General features: G+C 67.7%; 12 protein-coding genes. 5 read left to right on the top strand and 7 right to left on the bottom strand.

Annotation, left to right across the window (positions count from 1 at the left end):
• Window positions 1-3: 3 nt before the first annotated feature.
• The 3 genes from OIM94_RS02540 to fdhD all read right to left on the bottom strand — a co-directional run bounded on the left by OIM94_RS02540 (window position 4) and on the right by fdhD (window position 2,954).
• On the bottom strand, window positions 4-1,605 hold the full coding sequence (locus OIM94_RS02540) for a response regulator (RefSeq protein ID WP_264608567.1): 1,602 nt from the start codon (window positions 1,603-1,605) through the stop codon (window positions 4-6).
• A gap of 72 nt (window positions 1,606-1,677) precedes the next feature.
• The gene (locus tag OIM94_RS02535; RefSeq protein WP_264608566.1) at window positions 1,678-2,208 is read right to left on the bottom strand and encodes a molybdenum cofactor guanylyltransferase; all 531 of its coding nucleotides are present in this window, start codon (window positions 2,206-2,208) and stop codon (window positions 1,678-1,680) included.
• Window positions 2,205-2,954 (bottom strand): formate dehydrogenase accessory sulfurtransferase FdhD, encoded by a 750-nt coding sequence (gene fdhD, locus OIM94_RS02530; protein WP_264608565.1) that lies wholly within the window; start codon window positions 2,952-2,954, stop codon window positions 2,205-2,207. Before fdhD ends, OIM94_RS02535 begins: the two co-directional genes overlap by 4 nt.
• A 67-nt stretch (window positions 2,955-3,021) precedes the next feature.
• On the opposite strand from fdhD, the gene OIM94_RS02525 reads away from it, so the two are divergent.
• Complete coding sequence (locus OIM94_RS02525; RefSeq protein WP_264608564.1) at window positions 3,022-5,283, top strand: FdhF/YdeP family oxidoreductase; 2,262 nt, start codon at window positions 3,022-3,024, stop codon at window positions 5,281-5,283.
• 105 nt (window positions 5,284-5,388) lie between these two features.
• On the top strand, window positions 5,389-7,605 hold the full coding sequence (locus OIM94_RS02520) for a beta-glucosidase family protein (RefSeq protein ID WP_264608563.1): 2,217 nt from the start codon (window positions 5,389-5,391) through the stop codon (window positions 7,603-7,605).
• 46 nt (window positions 7,606-7,651) lie between these two features.
• Here the strand turns inward: OIM94_RS02520 and OIM94_RS02515 are convergent, their stop codons facing one another.
• The 4 genes from OIM94_RS02515 to dacB all read right to left on the bottom strand — a co-directional run bounded on the left by OIM94_RS02515 (window position 7,652) and on the right by dacB (window position 11,691).
• Window positions 7,652-8,671: an oxidoreductase gene (locus OIM94_RS02515; RefSeq protein ID WP_264608562.1), complete on the bottom strand. Its 1,020-nt coding sequence runs from the start codon at window positions 8,669-8,671 to the stop codon at window positions 7,652-7,654.
• 85 nt (window positions 8,672-8,756) lie between these two features.
• Entirely contained in the window at window positions 8,757-9,269 is a 513-nt protein-coding gene (locus OIM94_RS02510; protein ID WP_264608561.1) for a GAF domain-containing protein, read from the bottom strand.
• A complete protein-coding gene (locus tag OIM94_RS02505) occupies window positions 9,266-10,153 on the bottom strand; it encodes a GGDEF domain-containing protein (protein ID WP_264608560.1) in 888 nt (295 codons plus the stop codon). The genes OIM94_RS02510 and OIM94_RS02505 overlap by 4 nt, the downstream gene beginning before the upstream one ends.
• Before the next feature lie 146 nt (window positions 10,154-10,299).
• Complete coding sequence (dacB, locus tag OIM94_RS02500; RefSeq protein ID WP_264608559.1) at window positions 10,300-11,691, bottom strand: D-alanyl-D-alanine carboxypeptidase/D-alanyl-D-alanine-endopeptidase; 1,392 nt, start codon at window positions 11,689-11,691, stop codon at window positions 10,300-10,302.
• A gap of 135 nt (window positions 11,692-11,826) precedes the next feature.
• Here dacB and OIM94_RS02495 point away from each other — a divergent pair, with 135 nt between their 5' ends.
• The 3 genes from OIM94_RS02495 (at window position 11,827) to OIM94_RS02485 (ending at window position 14,179) form a co-directional block, all read left to right on the top strand.
• Window positions 11,827-13,287: a UxaA family hydrolase gene (locus OIM94_RS02495; RefSeq protein ID WP_264608558.1), complete on the top strand. Its 1,461-nt coding sequence runs from the start codon at window positions 11,827-11,829 to the stop codon at window positions 13,285-13,287.
• Window positions 13,288-13,416: 129 nt separating this feature from the next.
• A complete protein-coding gene (locus OIM94_RS02490; protein WP_264608557.1) occupies window positions 13,417-13,647 on the top strand; it encodes a hypothetical protein in 231 nt (76 codons plus the stop codon).
• A gap of 7 nt (window positions 13,648-13,654) precedes the next feature.
• A complete protein-coding gene (locus OIM94_RS02485) occupies window positions 13,655-14,179 on the top strand; it encodes a gamma carbonic anhydrase family protein (RefSeq protein WP_264608556.1) in 525 nt (174 codons plus the stop codon).
• Window positions 14,180-14,182 lie beyond the last annotated feature (3 nt).

Raw genomic sequence — 14,182 nt, 5'->3', positions numbered from 1 at the left:
GGCTCAGCGCCGGGAAGCCTGACGGATCTTGCGCAGCAGCTCGTGGGATTCGAAGGGTTTGCGCAGCACCGTCACGTTCGGCGCGGCGATCGCATCGAGCTTGGCGGAATCCGCAAAGCCAGTGATCAGGATGACCGGCAAGGCGGGGTCGATCGCCGCAACCTGCTCGGCGACTTCGCTGCCGCTGAGCTCGGGCATGGCGAAGTCCACGACCAGCACGTCGAAGCGCGCGCCTTCGACCAGCGCGACGCCCGCCGCCCCATCCGCCGCCTCTTCCACGACCGCGCCGGCGGTGCGCAGCATCTCGGCGAGCGACGCGCGGACCTGCCGGTCATCGTCCACCAGCGCCACCTTCTTGCCGTCCAGGCTGATGCGTTCGTCGCGCGCGGCATCGTCCTGCACGTCGCGGCGGGGCGGTACGGTCGCCAGCGGCAGGATCAGGGTGATCGCGGTGCCGCGTCCCACTTCGCTGTCGATCAACAGCGTTCCCCCCGATTGCCGCATCACACCAAAGGCCATCGAAAGGCCCATGCCGGTGCCCTTGCCCACTCCCTTGGTCGAGAAAAACGGTTCCACCGCGCGCGCCGCGACCTCGGGCGCCATGCCGGTGCCGGTATCGGATACGGTGAGCGCGACATAGTCTCCCGGCGACAGATCCGGCGCAACCTTGCCCGATCGCAATTCGGCGGTGATCGCCAGAACTCCGCCTTCGGGCATCGCGTCCCGTGCGTTGAAGGCGAGGTTCAGCACCGCGAGTTCGAGCTGCAGCGCATCGGTCTGGACGTTCCACACCGGATCGATGCGATCGATCCGAACCCGGCTCAGCGGCGCCACCGCGCGCTCGACCAGACCCGCCATCCCGCCGATCAGTTCGGAGAGCCGTACGGACTTCACGTCCAGCCGCTGCTTGCTTGAAAAAGCCAGCAACTGCCCGGTTAGCTGCCGTCCGCGCTCGACCGCGTCCAGCGCGCTGGACGTCCAGCGGATGACACGATCCGCATCATCGGGCTTGCGCGCAATCAGCTCCAGATTGCCGGCAATGGCCTGCAGCAGATTGTTGAAATCATGGGCGATGCCACCGGTCAGCTGACCCACCGCTTCCAGCTTCTGCGCCTGAAGCAGCGCCGCCTCCACCTTCTCCCGCTGGACGACGGCGGCGCTCAGCTCGGCCAAAGCGGCATCGCGCTGCTCGACCATCGCCGCCAGTTCGCCATTGGCCTCCTTGAGCTTTTGCGCGGAGGGGAGCCGCACCAGTGCCGGCAGCCGTAGCCAGAGCAGCGCGGCGGTGGCCAGCGAGGCAATCGCGGTCACCAGCTTCACCACCGCTTCCAGCCCGTATTGCGGGACGAACAGCGTGACGATGCCCATGACATGTGTGAGCCCGCACGCCAGGATGAAGACCGCGAAGCACCAGAACATCCAGCCGAAGCCGAGATCCTGCCGCCGCCGCACCAGCGCGACAAGCGCCACCGGAATAGAGAAATAGGCGAGCGCGATCAGCGTGTCGGCGACGATATGCGTCCACAGCAACTGTGGCTGCCAAAACAGGCAATATCCGTGCGGCGAATAATTGCCGCTCCAGAAGGCTGCAAACAGGCTCTCCATCGATCCCCCTGCCATCGGCAGCCGCCGACAGTAAACCCGGTATGGCCTAGCGCATGCGAATGAGAAGCGAAACTAAGGAAAAAACCCGGTAAGGCCCGCGAGATCGTCGCGGGAGTTGATGTTGGGGATGGCGCACGGCCAATCGATTGCTCCGGCACCGGCATGCTCGGCCCAGGCCCGCATCGAGGTGCGGCCGTCGCTCGCGAGATAGCCGTCACACGACGCCGCCAGCCGCGTTTCCCACAGGCCGAGCACCGGCAATTGTGCCACGAAGACCGAGCGGGGGCTTTCGGCAAGCGCTGCCAGCAGCTGCGCCGGCAGCACGGGCGTGTCGCACGGTGCCACCAGTACCCGTTGATAGCCGCGCGCGGCGCCGGCATGTAGTGCGGCATTGAGCCCGCCCAGCGGCCCCCGCCCCGCTTCCGGCCGGTCGGGCACCGTGCCGATCCCCGCCCGCCCGCAGATCACCACGGCAGCGCAATGCGCCCCCAGCGCGTCGCGGACATGATCGATCAGGCGTTGCCCCTGCCACGCCGCCAGCGCCTTGTCCGATCCGAAGCGTCTCGCCGCGCCGCCTGCGAGGATCGCGCCGAGCGGCTTCACGGCACCAGCCGCAACAGCGAATCGGATCGGACCAGCGCGGCAAGCCCCAGCCCCGCCTCGCGCGCGCGCTCGGCGGCAAGCGCGGTAGGCGCCGAGATCGCCGCGAGCAGCGGGCACCCGGCCAGCACCGCCTTCTCGACGAGCTCGAACGAACAGCGCGCACTGATCAGCGCAAACCCCTGTTCCCATCCAAGACCCTGGCGCGCCATCGCACCGACCAGCTTGTCGAACGCGTTGTGCCGCCCGACATCCTCGCGGACGAGCCGGATCGTCCCGTCGACGGCACAAAGCGCGGCTGCGTGCGCGGCGCCGGTCGCGCGGGTCAGCGGCTGGTGGTCCCGCAGCGACGCAGCGGCCCGGAACAGCGCGGCGGGCGATGCCGCGCTGACCGCTTGCACCGGTGGCAGCGGCCGCAGCGCCGCCTCGAGATTGTCGATCCCGCACAGTCCACAGCTGGAGTCGGTCGTCCGGTGCCGCACCCGTTCGATCACCGTTGCGGGATCGGTGAGCGTCACCCGCAGCAGCATGCCGCGTTCGGCGGGATGGGCCTCGACGTCGGCCACCGCCCCCAGCCGCTCCGCCGCCACGAAGCCGACCGCGAAATCCTCCAGATCGGCCGGGGTCGCCATCATCACGGCATAGCCCAGGCCATTGATTTCGATCGCCACCGGCACTTCCGCCACCAAGTCGCGTTGGAGCCGGGTCTCCGACCCGTCGGGTGCCACGCGATCGAACCACATATCCATGGGTTCAGGATAGGCGGCGCGCGGCGACGGGTATAGGGGAAAGGCACGGTTTGAAGGAGCGTACGGCATGGCTCGGGCAAAAGACGGAACGATCCACTATTCGGGGCCGGAGGGCGGCTGGGGCTCGCTGCGGGGCATGGCGCTGGTGGCAGGTGCCGAACGCCCGGGGCCGGACGTGCTCAAGACGCTCGCCAAGCAGAACAAGCCCGGCGGCATGATGTGCACCTCCTGCGCCTGGACCAAGCCTGCCAAGCCGCACATGTTCGAGTTCTGCGAAAACGGCGCCAAGGCGACGCTGTGGGACCTCACCTCGCGCCGCGCGACGCCGGACCTCTTCGCCCAGCACACGCTTACCGAACTCAAGAGCTGGAGCGATTTTGATCTCGAACAGGCCGGCCGCCTGACCCAGCCGCTGCGGTACGACCGCGCGACCGACAAATATCTCCCCTGCACCTGGGAGGAAGCCTATCGCGGGATCGGTAAGAAGCTGCGCGGATATGATGCCAAGCGCACCATCTTCTACGCCTCCGGCCGCGCCAGCTTGGAAACCAGCTATGCCTGGGCGCTGTTCGCCCGCCTCTATGGGCACAACAACCTGCCCGACAGCTCGAACATGTGCCACGAGACGACCTCGGTCGCGCTCAAGGCGACGATCGGCGCGGCGGTGGGCACCTGCCTGCTCGAGGATTTCGAGCATTGCGACGCAATCTTCTTCTTCGGCCAGAACACGGGGACCAACAGCCCGCGCTTCATCCATACGCTGACCGCCGCCCGCAAGCGCGGCGCCAAGATCGTGACCTTCAACCCGATCCGGGAAAAGGGCCTTCTGGAATTCCGCAATCCGCAGAGCATCCAGATGGTGACGGGCGGGAAGGAGAAGATTTCGCATCACTACTACCAGCTCAAGGCCGGTAGCGACATTTCGGCCATGCTCGGCATCGCCAAGCATGTGCTGGCCGAGGAAGATCGCCGCGGCGGCGTGCTCGATCACGCCTTTATCGCCGAGCACACCCATGGCTTCGAGGCATTCGCCGACAAGGTTCGCAGCACCAGCTGGGAGACGATCGAGGCCGAGACCGGCCTGCCGCGCGCCGATCTGATCGAAGCGGCGGAGGTCTATATCCAGTCCGAGCGTGCCATCGGCATCTGGGGTATGGGGCTGACCCAGCATGTCGGCGGCTATGACAATGTTGCGGGCGTGGTGAACCTGATGCTGTTGCGCGGGAACATTGGCCGGCTGGGCGCAGGCGTGTCGCCGGTGCGCGGCCACTCCAATGTTCAGGGCCAGCGCACGGTCGGCATTTCGGAAAAGCCGGAACTGGTGCCGCTCGATCGCCTGTCCGAGCAATATGGCTTCCAGCCCCCGCGCGAGGAGGGCTACACCACCGTCACCGGCTGCGAGGCGATCGTTGCCGGCGAGGTGGATGCATTCCTCGGCCTGGGCGGCAACTTCCTGCGCGCCGTCCCGGACCACCGGGTGATGGAAAAGGCGTGGTCCCGCATGGGGCTGACCGTGCAGATAGCCACCAAGCTCAACCGCGGCCATCTGTTCTGCGGCGAGACCGCTTATCTGCTTCCCACGCTGGTCCGTTCCGAACGCGACGTCCGCAATGGCGAGCCGCAGGTCGTGACGATGGAGGACAGCCTCAGCTGCATCCATGGCTCGATCGGTGAAGCCAAGCCCGCGTCGCCGCACCTGCAGCCGGAAATGGCGATCATCGCCGGCATCGCCGAGGCGACGCTGGATGCCAACCCCAACGTTCCGTGGTCGGCCTGGGCGGATGATTATGCGCTGGTCCGCGACGCGATCGAGGCGACCTATCCGGACAAGTTCAAGGACTTCAACCAGCGGCTGTTCACCCCAGGCGGCTTCTTCAAGGGCAACACCGCCCGCGAGCGCCACTGGGAGACGAAGAGCGGCAAGGCCGAGTTCACGGTTCCCGCACACCTGAACGCCACCGGTTTTGCAGATACAGACGGCGTGTACCGACTGATGACGCTGCGCTCGAACGATCAGTTCAACACCACCGTCTATGGCTATTCGGACCGGCTGCGCGGCATCGAGGGCAAGCGCGACGTGGTGCTCATCAGCCCGAAGGAAATGGCGCGGGCCGGGCTGAAGGAGGGGCAGCGGGTGGCCTTGGTCGGCGATGCGTCGGACGGCGTCGAGCGCGTCGTGGAGGGGCTGGAGGTGCTGCCGTTCGAGCTGCCCGAAGGCTGCCTCGCCGGCTATTATCCCGAACTCAACCCGCTGATCGCGCTCCGTCATCATGACGGGGCATCGAAGACCCCCGCGGCAAAATCGGTACCCGTTCGCATTCGGATCTGACACGATTTGGCGCCTGGGATAAGACGGCCGTCGACTCTTGTCGGCGGCCGAACTTGTGCGTAGGCAGCGACAACGTTGACAAACGATCCGGGAGGAGAGGACGACATGAAGCGACGTACCCTGGCACTGGCCGCCCCGCTGCTGGCGCTGGCCACGACCACCGCCATCACCGCGCCCGCGGTTGCGCAGCAGGCCTCGCGCCCCTGGACCAACGCCAAGCTCTCGCCGGACGCGCGCGCCAAGCTGGTCCTCGCGCAGATGACCGAGGACGAGAAGCTGACGCTGGTCTTCGGTCTCTTCGGCACCGATTTCGCACCGAAGAACTTCAAGACGCCGGCAGAGGCACGTCCCGGTTCGGCGGGGTACATCCCCGGCATCCCGCGGCTGGGCATCCCGGCCCAGTGGCAGACCGACGCGGGCGTCGGCGTCGCCACCCAGGGCGGTGCCGAGCGCAAGCGCCTGCGCACCTCGCTCCCCTCGGGCATCGCCACGGCAGCGACCTGGGACCCCGCGCTGGCCTTCAAGGGCGGCGCGATGATCGGCGCGGAGGCGCGCGCCTCGGGTTTCAACGTGCTGCTCGCCGGCGGCGTCAACCTGCTGCGCGAGCCGCGCAACGGCCGTAACTTCGAATATGGCGGCGAAGACCCGCTGCTGGCCGGCACCATGGTCGGTGCGCAGATCGCCGGCATCCAGTCGAACCACATCATCTCCACCGTGAAGCATTATGCGATCAACGATCAGGAGACCGACCGCTTCAAGATGAACGCGGTGCTCGATCGCACCGCCGCGCGGATGAGCGACCTGCTCGCCTTCAACTTTGCGATCGAGAAGTCGAACCCAGGCTCGGTGATGTGCAGCTACAACAAGGTCGACGGGCTCTATGCCTGCGAGCAGCCCTGGCTGCTGACCGACGTGTTGCGCCGCGACTGGGGCTGGCAGGGCTTCGTGATGTCGGACTGGGGCGCCACCCACTCCACGGTCGCGGCCGCCAATGCGGGTCTCGAGCAAGAATCGGGCTGGCCGTTCGACGAGCAGCCCTATTTCCGCGAGCCGCTCAAGGCGGCGATCGCCAAGGGCGAAGTGAGCAAGGCGCGCCTCGACGAGATGGCGCATCGCATCCTGCGCACCATGTTCGCGCATGGTCTGTTCGAGCATCCGATCACCGCCGCCCCGCTCGATCTCGCACCCGCGATGCTCAAGGCGCATGCCGACGTGACCCGTGCGGACGCCGAGGCGGGAATCGTGCTTCTCCAGAACAAGGGCGACGTCCTTCCCCTGGCCGCGGCTGCCAAGCGGATCGTCGTGATCGGCGGCCATGCCGACAAGGGCGTGCTGGCGGGCGGCGGCTCGTCGCTCGTCTACCCGGTCGGCGGCAATGCCGTTCCGGGGTTGGAGCCCAAGGTGTGGCCGGGCCCGGTGATGTATCACCCCTCCGCACCGCTGGAGGCACTGCGCCGCCAGTTGCCGAACGCGCAGATCACCTATGTCGACGGCAGCGATCCCGCCGCCGCAGCCGCGGCTGCTAGGCAGGCGGACGTCGCGCTGGTGTTCGCCACGCAGTGGGCGGGTGAGGCGTTTGACGTATCGCTGAACCTTACCGACAATCAGGATGCGCTGATTGACGCGGTGGCCGGTGCCAACGCCAAGACCATCGTCGTGCTGGAAACCGGCGGCCCGATCCTGACGCCCTGGGCAGACAAGACCGCCGCCATTCTCGAGGCTTGGTACCCCGGCACCGCGGGCGGCGACGCAATCGCCAATGTGCTGACCGGCAAGGTGAATCCCTCGGGTCACCTGCCCGCCAGCTTCCCGCGCAGCGTCTCGCAGCTGCCCAAGCCGAGCGCGCCCAACGAGGGCGAGACGCGCTATGCCGAAGGCGCCGCCGTTGGCTACAAATGGTATGATGCCAAGGGCGACAAGCCGCAGTTCGCGTTCGGTCACGGCCTGTCCTACACCCGCTTCGCCTATGCCGGGCTCAAGGCCAGCGCGCCCAAGGGCCAGGTGACGGTGACGTTCACGGTCCGCAACATCGGCGCGCGCGCCGGCGCGGACGTGGCGCAGGTCTATGTCTCGGGCGAGGGCTGGGAAGCGCCGAAGCGGCTGGGGGCGTTCCAGAAGGTGGCGCTGGCGCCGGGCGCATCGAAGCCGGTGACGGTGACCATCGACCCGCGCCTGCTCGCGACGTTCGATGGCGCAGCGAACCGCTGGAAGATCGCCGGTGGCAGCTACAAGGTGCTGCTCGGTAATTCGTCGGACGACATCGCGGCGACCACCACGGTCACCTTGCCCGCACGCACGCTGCCGGCAAGCTGGCATCCCTGACGAAGCACCCCCGCACGCCGTTCATACGACGTGCGGGGGTCGCCGTTTAACCAATTGAAATACGACGACCTTCCACGGCACTTTGCTGCGCCGCCTCGATCAGTCTCAGCCCTGCCAGCGCATCCTCTGCCGCGACAGGCGACAGCGCTTCTCCGCGAATCGCGGCCGCGACGCCGGTGTAGAAGCGCCGGTACTCGCCTCGTGCCGAGGCGATCGTTTCGCGCGTCCCATCCGGCAGGGTCAGCACGCCGTGCTGCGCCAGATCCTCGATGCCATGTCCGGGGTCGAGCACCGAGCCCCCTGCCCGCATCGCGGCTTCCTGCGGATCGAGGCCGTATTTGACGAAGCTTCCGCCGCGACCATGGATGGCGAAGCGCGGCCGGGGTGCCGCGATCATCCGCGAGCTCGCCAGCACCACGCGCCGAGCGCCGTAGAACAGCGTCAGCAGGAAGTAATCGTCTACCGGGCTGTTGCCGCGCTGGCCTGTGATATCGGCGCTCACCGCCTCCGGCATGCCGAACAGCACCAACACCTGATCGAGCATGTGGGGCCCCAGGTCGAGAAGCTGGCCCGCGCCGGGTGCTTCCTTCCACGCCTGGGCGAGATCGGGCCGGAATCGGTCCCAATGCGCCTCGAACAGCAGAATTTCGCCCAGTCGGTCGCTTTCGACCAGCGCGCGTACGGCAAGGAAGTCGCTGTCCCAGCGGCGGTTGTGGAACGGCACCACCAGCCGCCCGGACGATGCCGCCTGCGCGATCAGGGCCTCCGCCGCCGCCGCGCTCGGCGTCAGCGGCTTGTCGACCACGACATGCTTGCCGGCGGCCAGTGCCGCCTGCGCCAGCGGAAAATGGGTGGGATTGGGCGTGGATATCACCACCAGATCGATGGCAGGATCCGCGATCAGCGCGTCGGCGTCCGTGATCGCAGCATCCGGATACGCGGCCCGTACCGAGTCGGCACGCGACGTGGCGACGGCTGCAAGCTCGAGACCATCCACCGCGGCAATCAGCGGTGCGTGGAAGGCGGTACCGCCAAGGCCGAAGCCAATGAGGCCGGTGCGGATCATGCGGGTCTCCCGTTGCCGTGAAGCTGCCGCCTAGCGGGCTGCGCCCGGCATTCCAAGCACGACCGGCCGGGAAAAGGGACGCTCGTCAGTCCTGCGCTGGCGTCCCGTCCAGCAGACGTCCCGCGGCCTCGGCCAGCCGGCGCAGTTCCGCGCGCTGCCGGAACGATGCGGGGCCATGCGGTCGCATGTCCACGCCGCACAGCGCGCCCACGGGGAACGCCCCCAGACGCACCGCCGCGCCGGTATAGTGCCGGACGTGGGGGCCGCCGCACACGATCGGATTGGCGGCAAAGCGCGGATCGAGAAGCAGATCCGGCACGCTGAGCATGCCGTCCGGCATCGCGATGGTATGCGAGCAAAAGGCGATCGAGCGCGGCAGCTCGACCGGGGGCATGCCAAGGATGCCGGCGATGCGCTGCACATCACCATCGGTCAGCGTCAGCATGGCGATCGGCGTTCGCAGCACCTGGCGCGCCTCCTCCAGCACCGCGTGTAACGCGGGATCGTCGGCGGCGATCGGCGCGATCCCGCGCACCGCCTGCTGCCGCTCCGCCTCGTCGGCCGGGCGGAAGGCGGCGGAGAAGAAATGCAGGCTCATGCCGCCCGCCGCAGATCGGAATGCCGCTCGAAGGCGATGCGGATCGCGTCCTTGCCGTTGCGCTTGACCTCCAGCATCGCCTCGTCGGCCAGCTGGAGCAGGCGCTCGGTATCCCCCGCCGCCGCGGCATCGACGACGACGGCGCCCATGCTGCAGGTAACCGCATGGCCTGTCGCGCGCAGCGCCTCGCTGAGCCGGGCGTGGAGGCTTTCCGCCACCTGCTCCGGAACGGTATCGCGCTCGATCGCTAACAAGGCGCAGAACTCGTCTCCGCCCAGCCGCGCGAAGAGATCGTCCGCACGCATCCGCGCACGCGCCTCGTCGGCGAAACGCCGGAGCACCTCGTCGCCTGCGGCATGGCCATGACGATCGTTCACCGCCTTGAAGCCGTCCAGATCCATGTAGAGCAGGAGCAGCGACGCCCCGCGTCGCCGCCCGGCACGCGCCACCCGCTCGATCTGGCTGCGAAAGGCGCCACCGTTGAGCGAGCGCGTCAGATAGTCGGTCGATGCGCGCCAGCGCTCGCTGTCAATTGAATGGCGCAGCGTCGCCACCACCAGCACGATCATTATCGCGCTCGCCGCGCGGGTCACGGTGTTCCAGATCGCGATCGTCGTGGACACGCCGGCATGGTCGACCGCGGGGATATAGCCGAAGCCGTTGATCACCGTGCCGATCGCCACCGACGTCAGCACCATGGCGATGCCGGCGCGCTCGCGCAGCGTCCAGGCGGCGAGGCAGTCGACAAAAAGATAGCCGATGGTCAACGAGACGGACGGCCCCGTCGCCCAATCGGCGAACACGGTGATAGCCAGTGCCGTGCCCACCCCCAGCCAGGCATGGTGCCGGTCGAGCGACATCGTCCAACGAAAACTGCGCATCATGGCCTTAATCAAGGCCGACTGCGGCGGCGGTGCCTTCACGCGATCCAACTCCCCCAAGGCTTTTCAGCCCTTTGCGCCCGAATGCCTTAACAGGCCCGAAACACACCACAGAGCAGGATGCCGCTCCGGAAAACTACTTGGCCTGCTCAATTATGCGCGGCGATCAGCGCCAGCACCGCATCCATCGTCTCGACCGGGCGGGCCTCGGCCGGTGCATCGCCGGCGAACATGGCGAAGGTCAGTTCGGCGCCGCTGACGGTGCGCAGCGTACCTGCGAGCGCGCGGGCCCCCGCCAGCGTGCCGGTCTTGGCAATCACGCGTCCGGCCAGATCCCCGTCGCGAAACCGCTTGCTGAGCGTCCCGTCCACCCCACCCACCGGCAGGGTGGCGCGCCATGCCGTCCCCCAAGGCTGGCCCGCCGCCCAGCGGAGAAACTGCACCATCGCTCGCGGAGTCACGCGATTATAGGTCGACATGCCCGACCCGTCGGCAAAGGCATAGCTCCAGCGCGGCACGCCCGCCTGCGCGAGCAACGCGGACACCGCCTTCTCGCCTTCGCCAGCCGATCCACCGCCCAGCCGGCGCAGCAGCAACTCGGCGTGCAGATTGTCGCTGGTCTTGTTGGTGTGATGCAGATCCTCCACCAGCGGCAGCGGGGTCAGCCGGGCAATCTCGGTTCCTGGCGTTGGCGGCAATGCCGCATCCCCCATGCGATGGCGCGCGCGTACCACGCCGCGTACCCGCACGCCGCGCGCTTCCAGCATCGTGCGAAAGCGCCACGCGGCCCATTCCGCGGGATCGTCCACGCCGACGGTCCGCGTCACCACCGCCGCGCCTACCGGCAAGCTGCCGGACAGGTGCACGATGCGGTCGAACGGCATGCGTTCCAGCGTGACCTGCGTCATACCCTCGGCAACGGTCGCTGTCCGGTTGTCGAGCGGGAAAAGCCCGGCGGACTCGACCCGTAACGGGGCGCCAACCGCGCCCGGCGCAATTCGAACCGCCATCTGATTATCGTCAAGGGTAAGCGCCGAGATCGCAGCCCCCGAACGCGTGCCGATATTGTTCCAGCTCATGCCCGGGCTCCAGCGCAGATCGGCGAAGGCGCGGTCGTCGCCGATCACGTCCCCCACCTCGTGGGTGCGCGCGGCGACCGCATCGGCAAGCGTCGCCAGACAGTCGGTCAAGCACTCCGCCGCGCTCGACAGGCGCGAATCGCCATGGCCTTCGAGTACGACGTCGCGCCCCTCCACCCGCACTACGGCACCACCAGCTGCATCCGGCTCGTTCACCGGCAGCAGCGCGAATGCTGCGGCGGTCGTCACCAGCTTGGTCGTAGAGGCGGGCACGAACCGGTCGTCGGGCCGCACGGCAACGACTTCGCGCCCCGCTGCATCGACGACCAGCATCCCGAAACGCGTCCCCGGCGCTGCCCGGGCCAGCTGCGCTTCCACTTCCGCCTGGAGGCTCGCCTGCGCGCAAGCGGGCGCGGCGACCGTGAGAAGGGCCAGCAGGCCCAGGCGACGAAATGCGTGCATGCCCGCAGCCTAATGGCGTGCACGTCCTTGTGAAAGAGCGCGCTTTGGCCTTGCGTCGCCGGAGACACCGGTTACCTCTACCGATCAACCCTGGCTTGGCTATCGCAGCCGAGCGACCAGCCTATATCGGTGCCCATGCCTGCTGCACTCTTCCAGATCGATCCACGCGACCCCGTCGCCACCGCCCTTCGCGACATCGCGGCCGGGGAAGATGCGCTAGGCGTGACCGTCGTTCAGCCCGTGCCCAAGGGCCACAAGGTGGCGCTACGGGCGATCGAGATGGGCAAGCCGGTACACAAATTCGGGTTCCCGATTGGCCGCGCCACCCAGGCGATCGCGCCGGGCGAGCATGTCCACACGCACAATGTCGCCACCGCCCTGGAGACGAGCGGCAGCTATGCCTATCGGCCTGCCTTCGAGGCCGCACCGGCTGCGGAAGGCCCCGGCTTTCTTGGATACCGCCGCGCGAACGGCAGGGTGGGCACGCGCAACGAGATCTGGATCCTGCCCACTGTCGGCTGTGTCGGCCGCACCGCCGAGAAGATCGCGGAGCGGGCCGCCAGCCGGTTTGCCGGCCGAGTAGACGGCATCCATGCCTTTGCGCATCCGTTCGGCTGTTCGCAATTGGGCGATGACCTGGCGGGCACCCGAGCCATTCTCAGCGCGCTGGCCAACCACCCCAATGCCGGCGGCGTACTCCTGGTCGGGCTTGGCTGCGAATCCAACCAGATGCGCGGCATGCTTGAAGGGATTTCGAACCCCAACCTGCGCACTATCGGCGCGCAGGCCGCCGACGACGAGGTCGAGGAAGGAATCGCCCTCGTTGAGGAACTTGTCGCCCAGGCTGAACAATATGTGCGAACGCCGCAACCGCTCGCCGAACTGGTGTTGGGCGTCAAATGCGGGGGTTCAGACGGGTTCTCAGGATTGACGGCCAACCCACTCGTCGGGCGCATGAGCGACGCTGTCACCGCCGCCGGCGGCACCGCCATCCTGACCGAGATTCCGGAGATCTTCGGCGCCGAGCAGCTGCTGATGGACCGCGCCGAGAATCCCTTGGTGTTTGGCCGCATTGTCGACCTCGTGAACGGCTTCAAGGCCTATTTCACCCGCCATGGCGAGCCGGTGTCGGAAAATCCCTCGCCGGGCAATCTTGCCGGCGGCATCACCACGCTGGAGGAAAAGTCCCTCGGCGCGGTGCAGAAGGCGGGCCATGCCATGGTGACCGACGTGCTCGGTTATGGTGGGCAGGTGCAGCGGCGCGGCCTGACCTTGCTGGAGGCACCCGGCAACGATGCGGTGTCCTCGACCGCGCTCGCCGCAGCCGGCGCCACCGTGATCCTGTTCACGACCGGCCGGGGAACCCCGCTCGGCTTCCCGGTGCCGACGGTGAAGATCGCCTCGAACAGCGACCTTGCCGCGCGCAAGCCGGGCTGGATCGACTTCGACGCAGGCCAGGTGCTGGCACAAGGCATGGAGGACGCGACCGCCGCGCTGCTCGATCGGATCTCGGCCATCGCATCCGGGGCCTCAACGGCCGCCGAGCGCAACGGGGAACGTGAGATCGCGATCTGGAAACGCGGCGTCACGCTTTAGAAGGCAAAAGGTTCCCGCCGGAATGCGGCCAACGCATGCTGCGCCGCGGCGGTCCGCATTTCCCCTGGATTGATGCTGCAAGCTGAACGGGTTAGGCCCGAAAGCGGGGACGTCATCGGGGTGGTGGATATGGCTGAGTTCTTTGTTTTCGTGTACGCAATGGCCTCGGGGTTCGTCCTGCTGACGATGCAGCGCAATCGCCGCGAGCAGCGCGCCGACGCACCGATGGTGACGTTGGTCGGCTGGGGCCTTTTCTCGCTGTCGTCGACGCTTGCGCTGCTGCTCGGGGCAGTCGCGCTTGCCCTGGCGCTGGGCCTGCGCATGCCGCTGCCGGCGGGCTTCGAGACCTTCGCACTGTAAGCCTGCGATGCCGCTCTATGCCTTTGGCGGCAAGGCGCCGCAGATCGCTGCCGACGCCTGGGTCGCACCAAGCGCCGACGTGATTGCCGAGGTGCATCTGGGCGCCGGCGCCAGCATCTGGTTCGGCGCGGTCGTGCGGGCGGACAATACCCCCATCATCATCGGGGTGCGCAGCAACATCCAGGAAGGGGCGATGCTCCATTCCGATCCGGGCGCGCCGCTCACCATCGGCGACGACGTGACGGTGGGCCATCATGCGGTGCTGCATGGCTGCACGATCGGGGACGGCACGCTGATCGGCATGGGCGCGATCGTGCTCAATCGCGCGGTGATCGGTCCGGAATGCCTCGTCGGCGCCGGAGCGCTGGTGACCGAGGGCAAGGAATTCCCGGCCGGCCATCTGATCATGGGCAGCCCGGCGCGGGCGGTCCGCCCGCTGGACGTGGGCCAGCGCGCAATGTTGCGGGCAAGTGCGGCGCTCTATGCCGCCAAGCAGCGGGACTATGCCGCCGGGCTGGTGCGAATCGACTGATTC

The organism is Sphingomonas sp. R1 (assembly GCF_025960285.1).
Classification (GTDB): domain Bacteria; phylum Pseudomonadota; class Alphaproteobacteria; order Sphingomonadales; family Sphingomonadaceae; genus Sphingomonas.
Note: the sequence above shows the minus strand (reverse complement) of the source record. Positions and strands in the feature narration are given on the sequence as shown.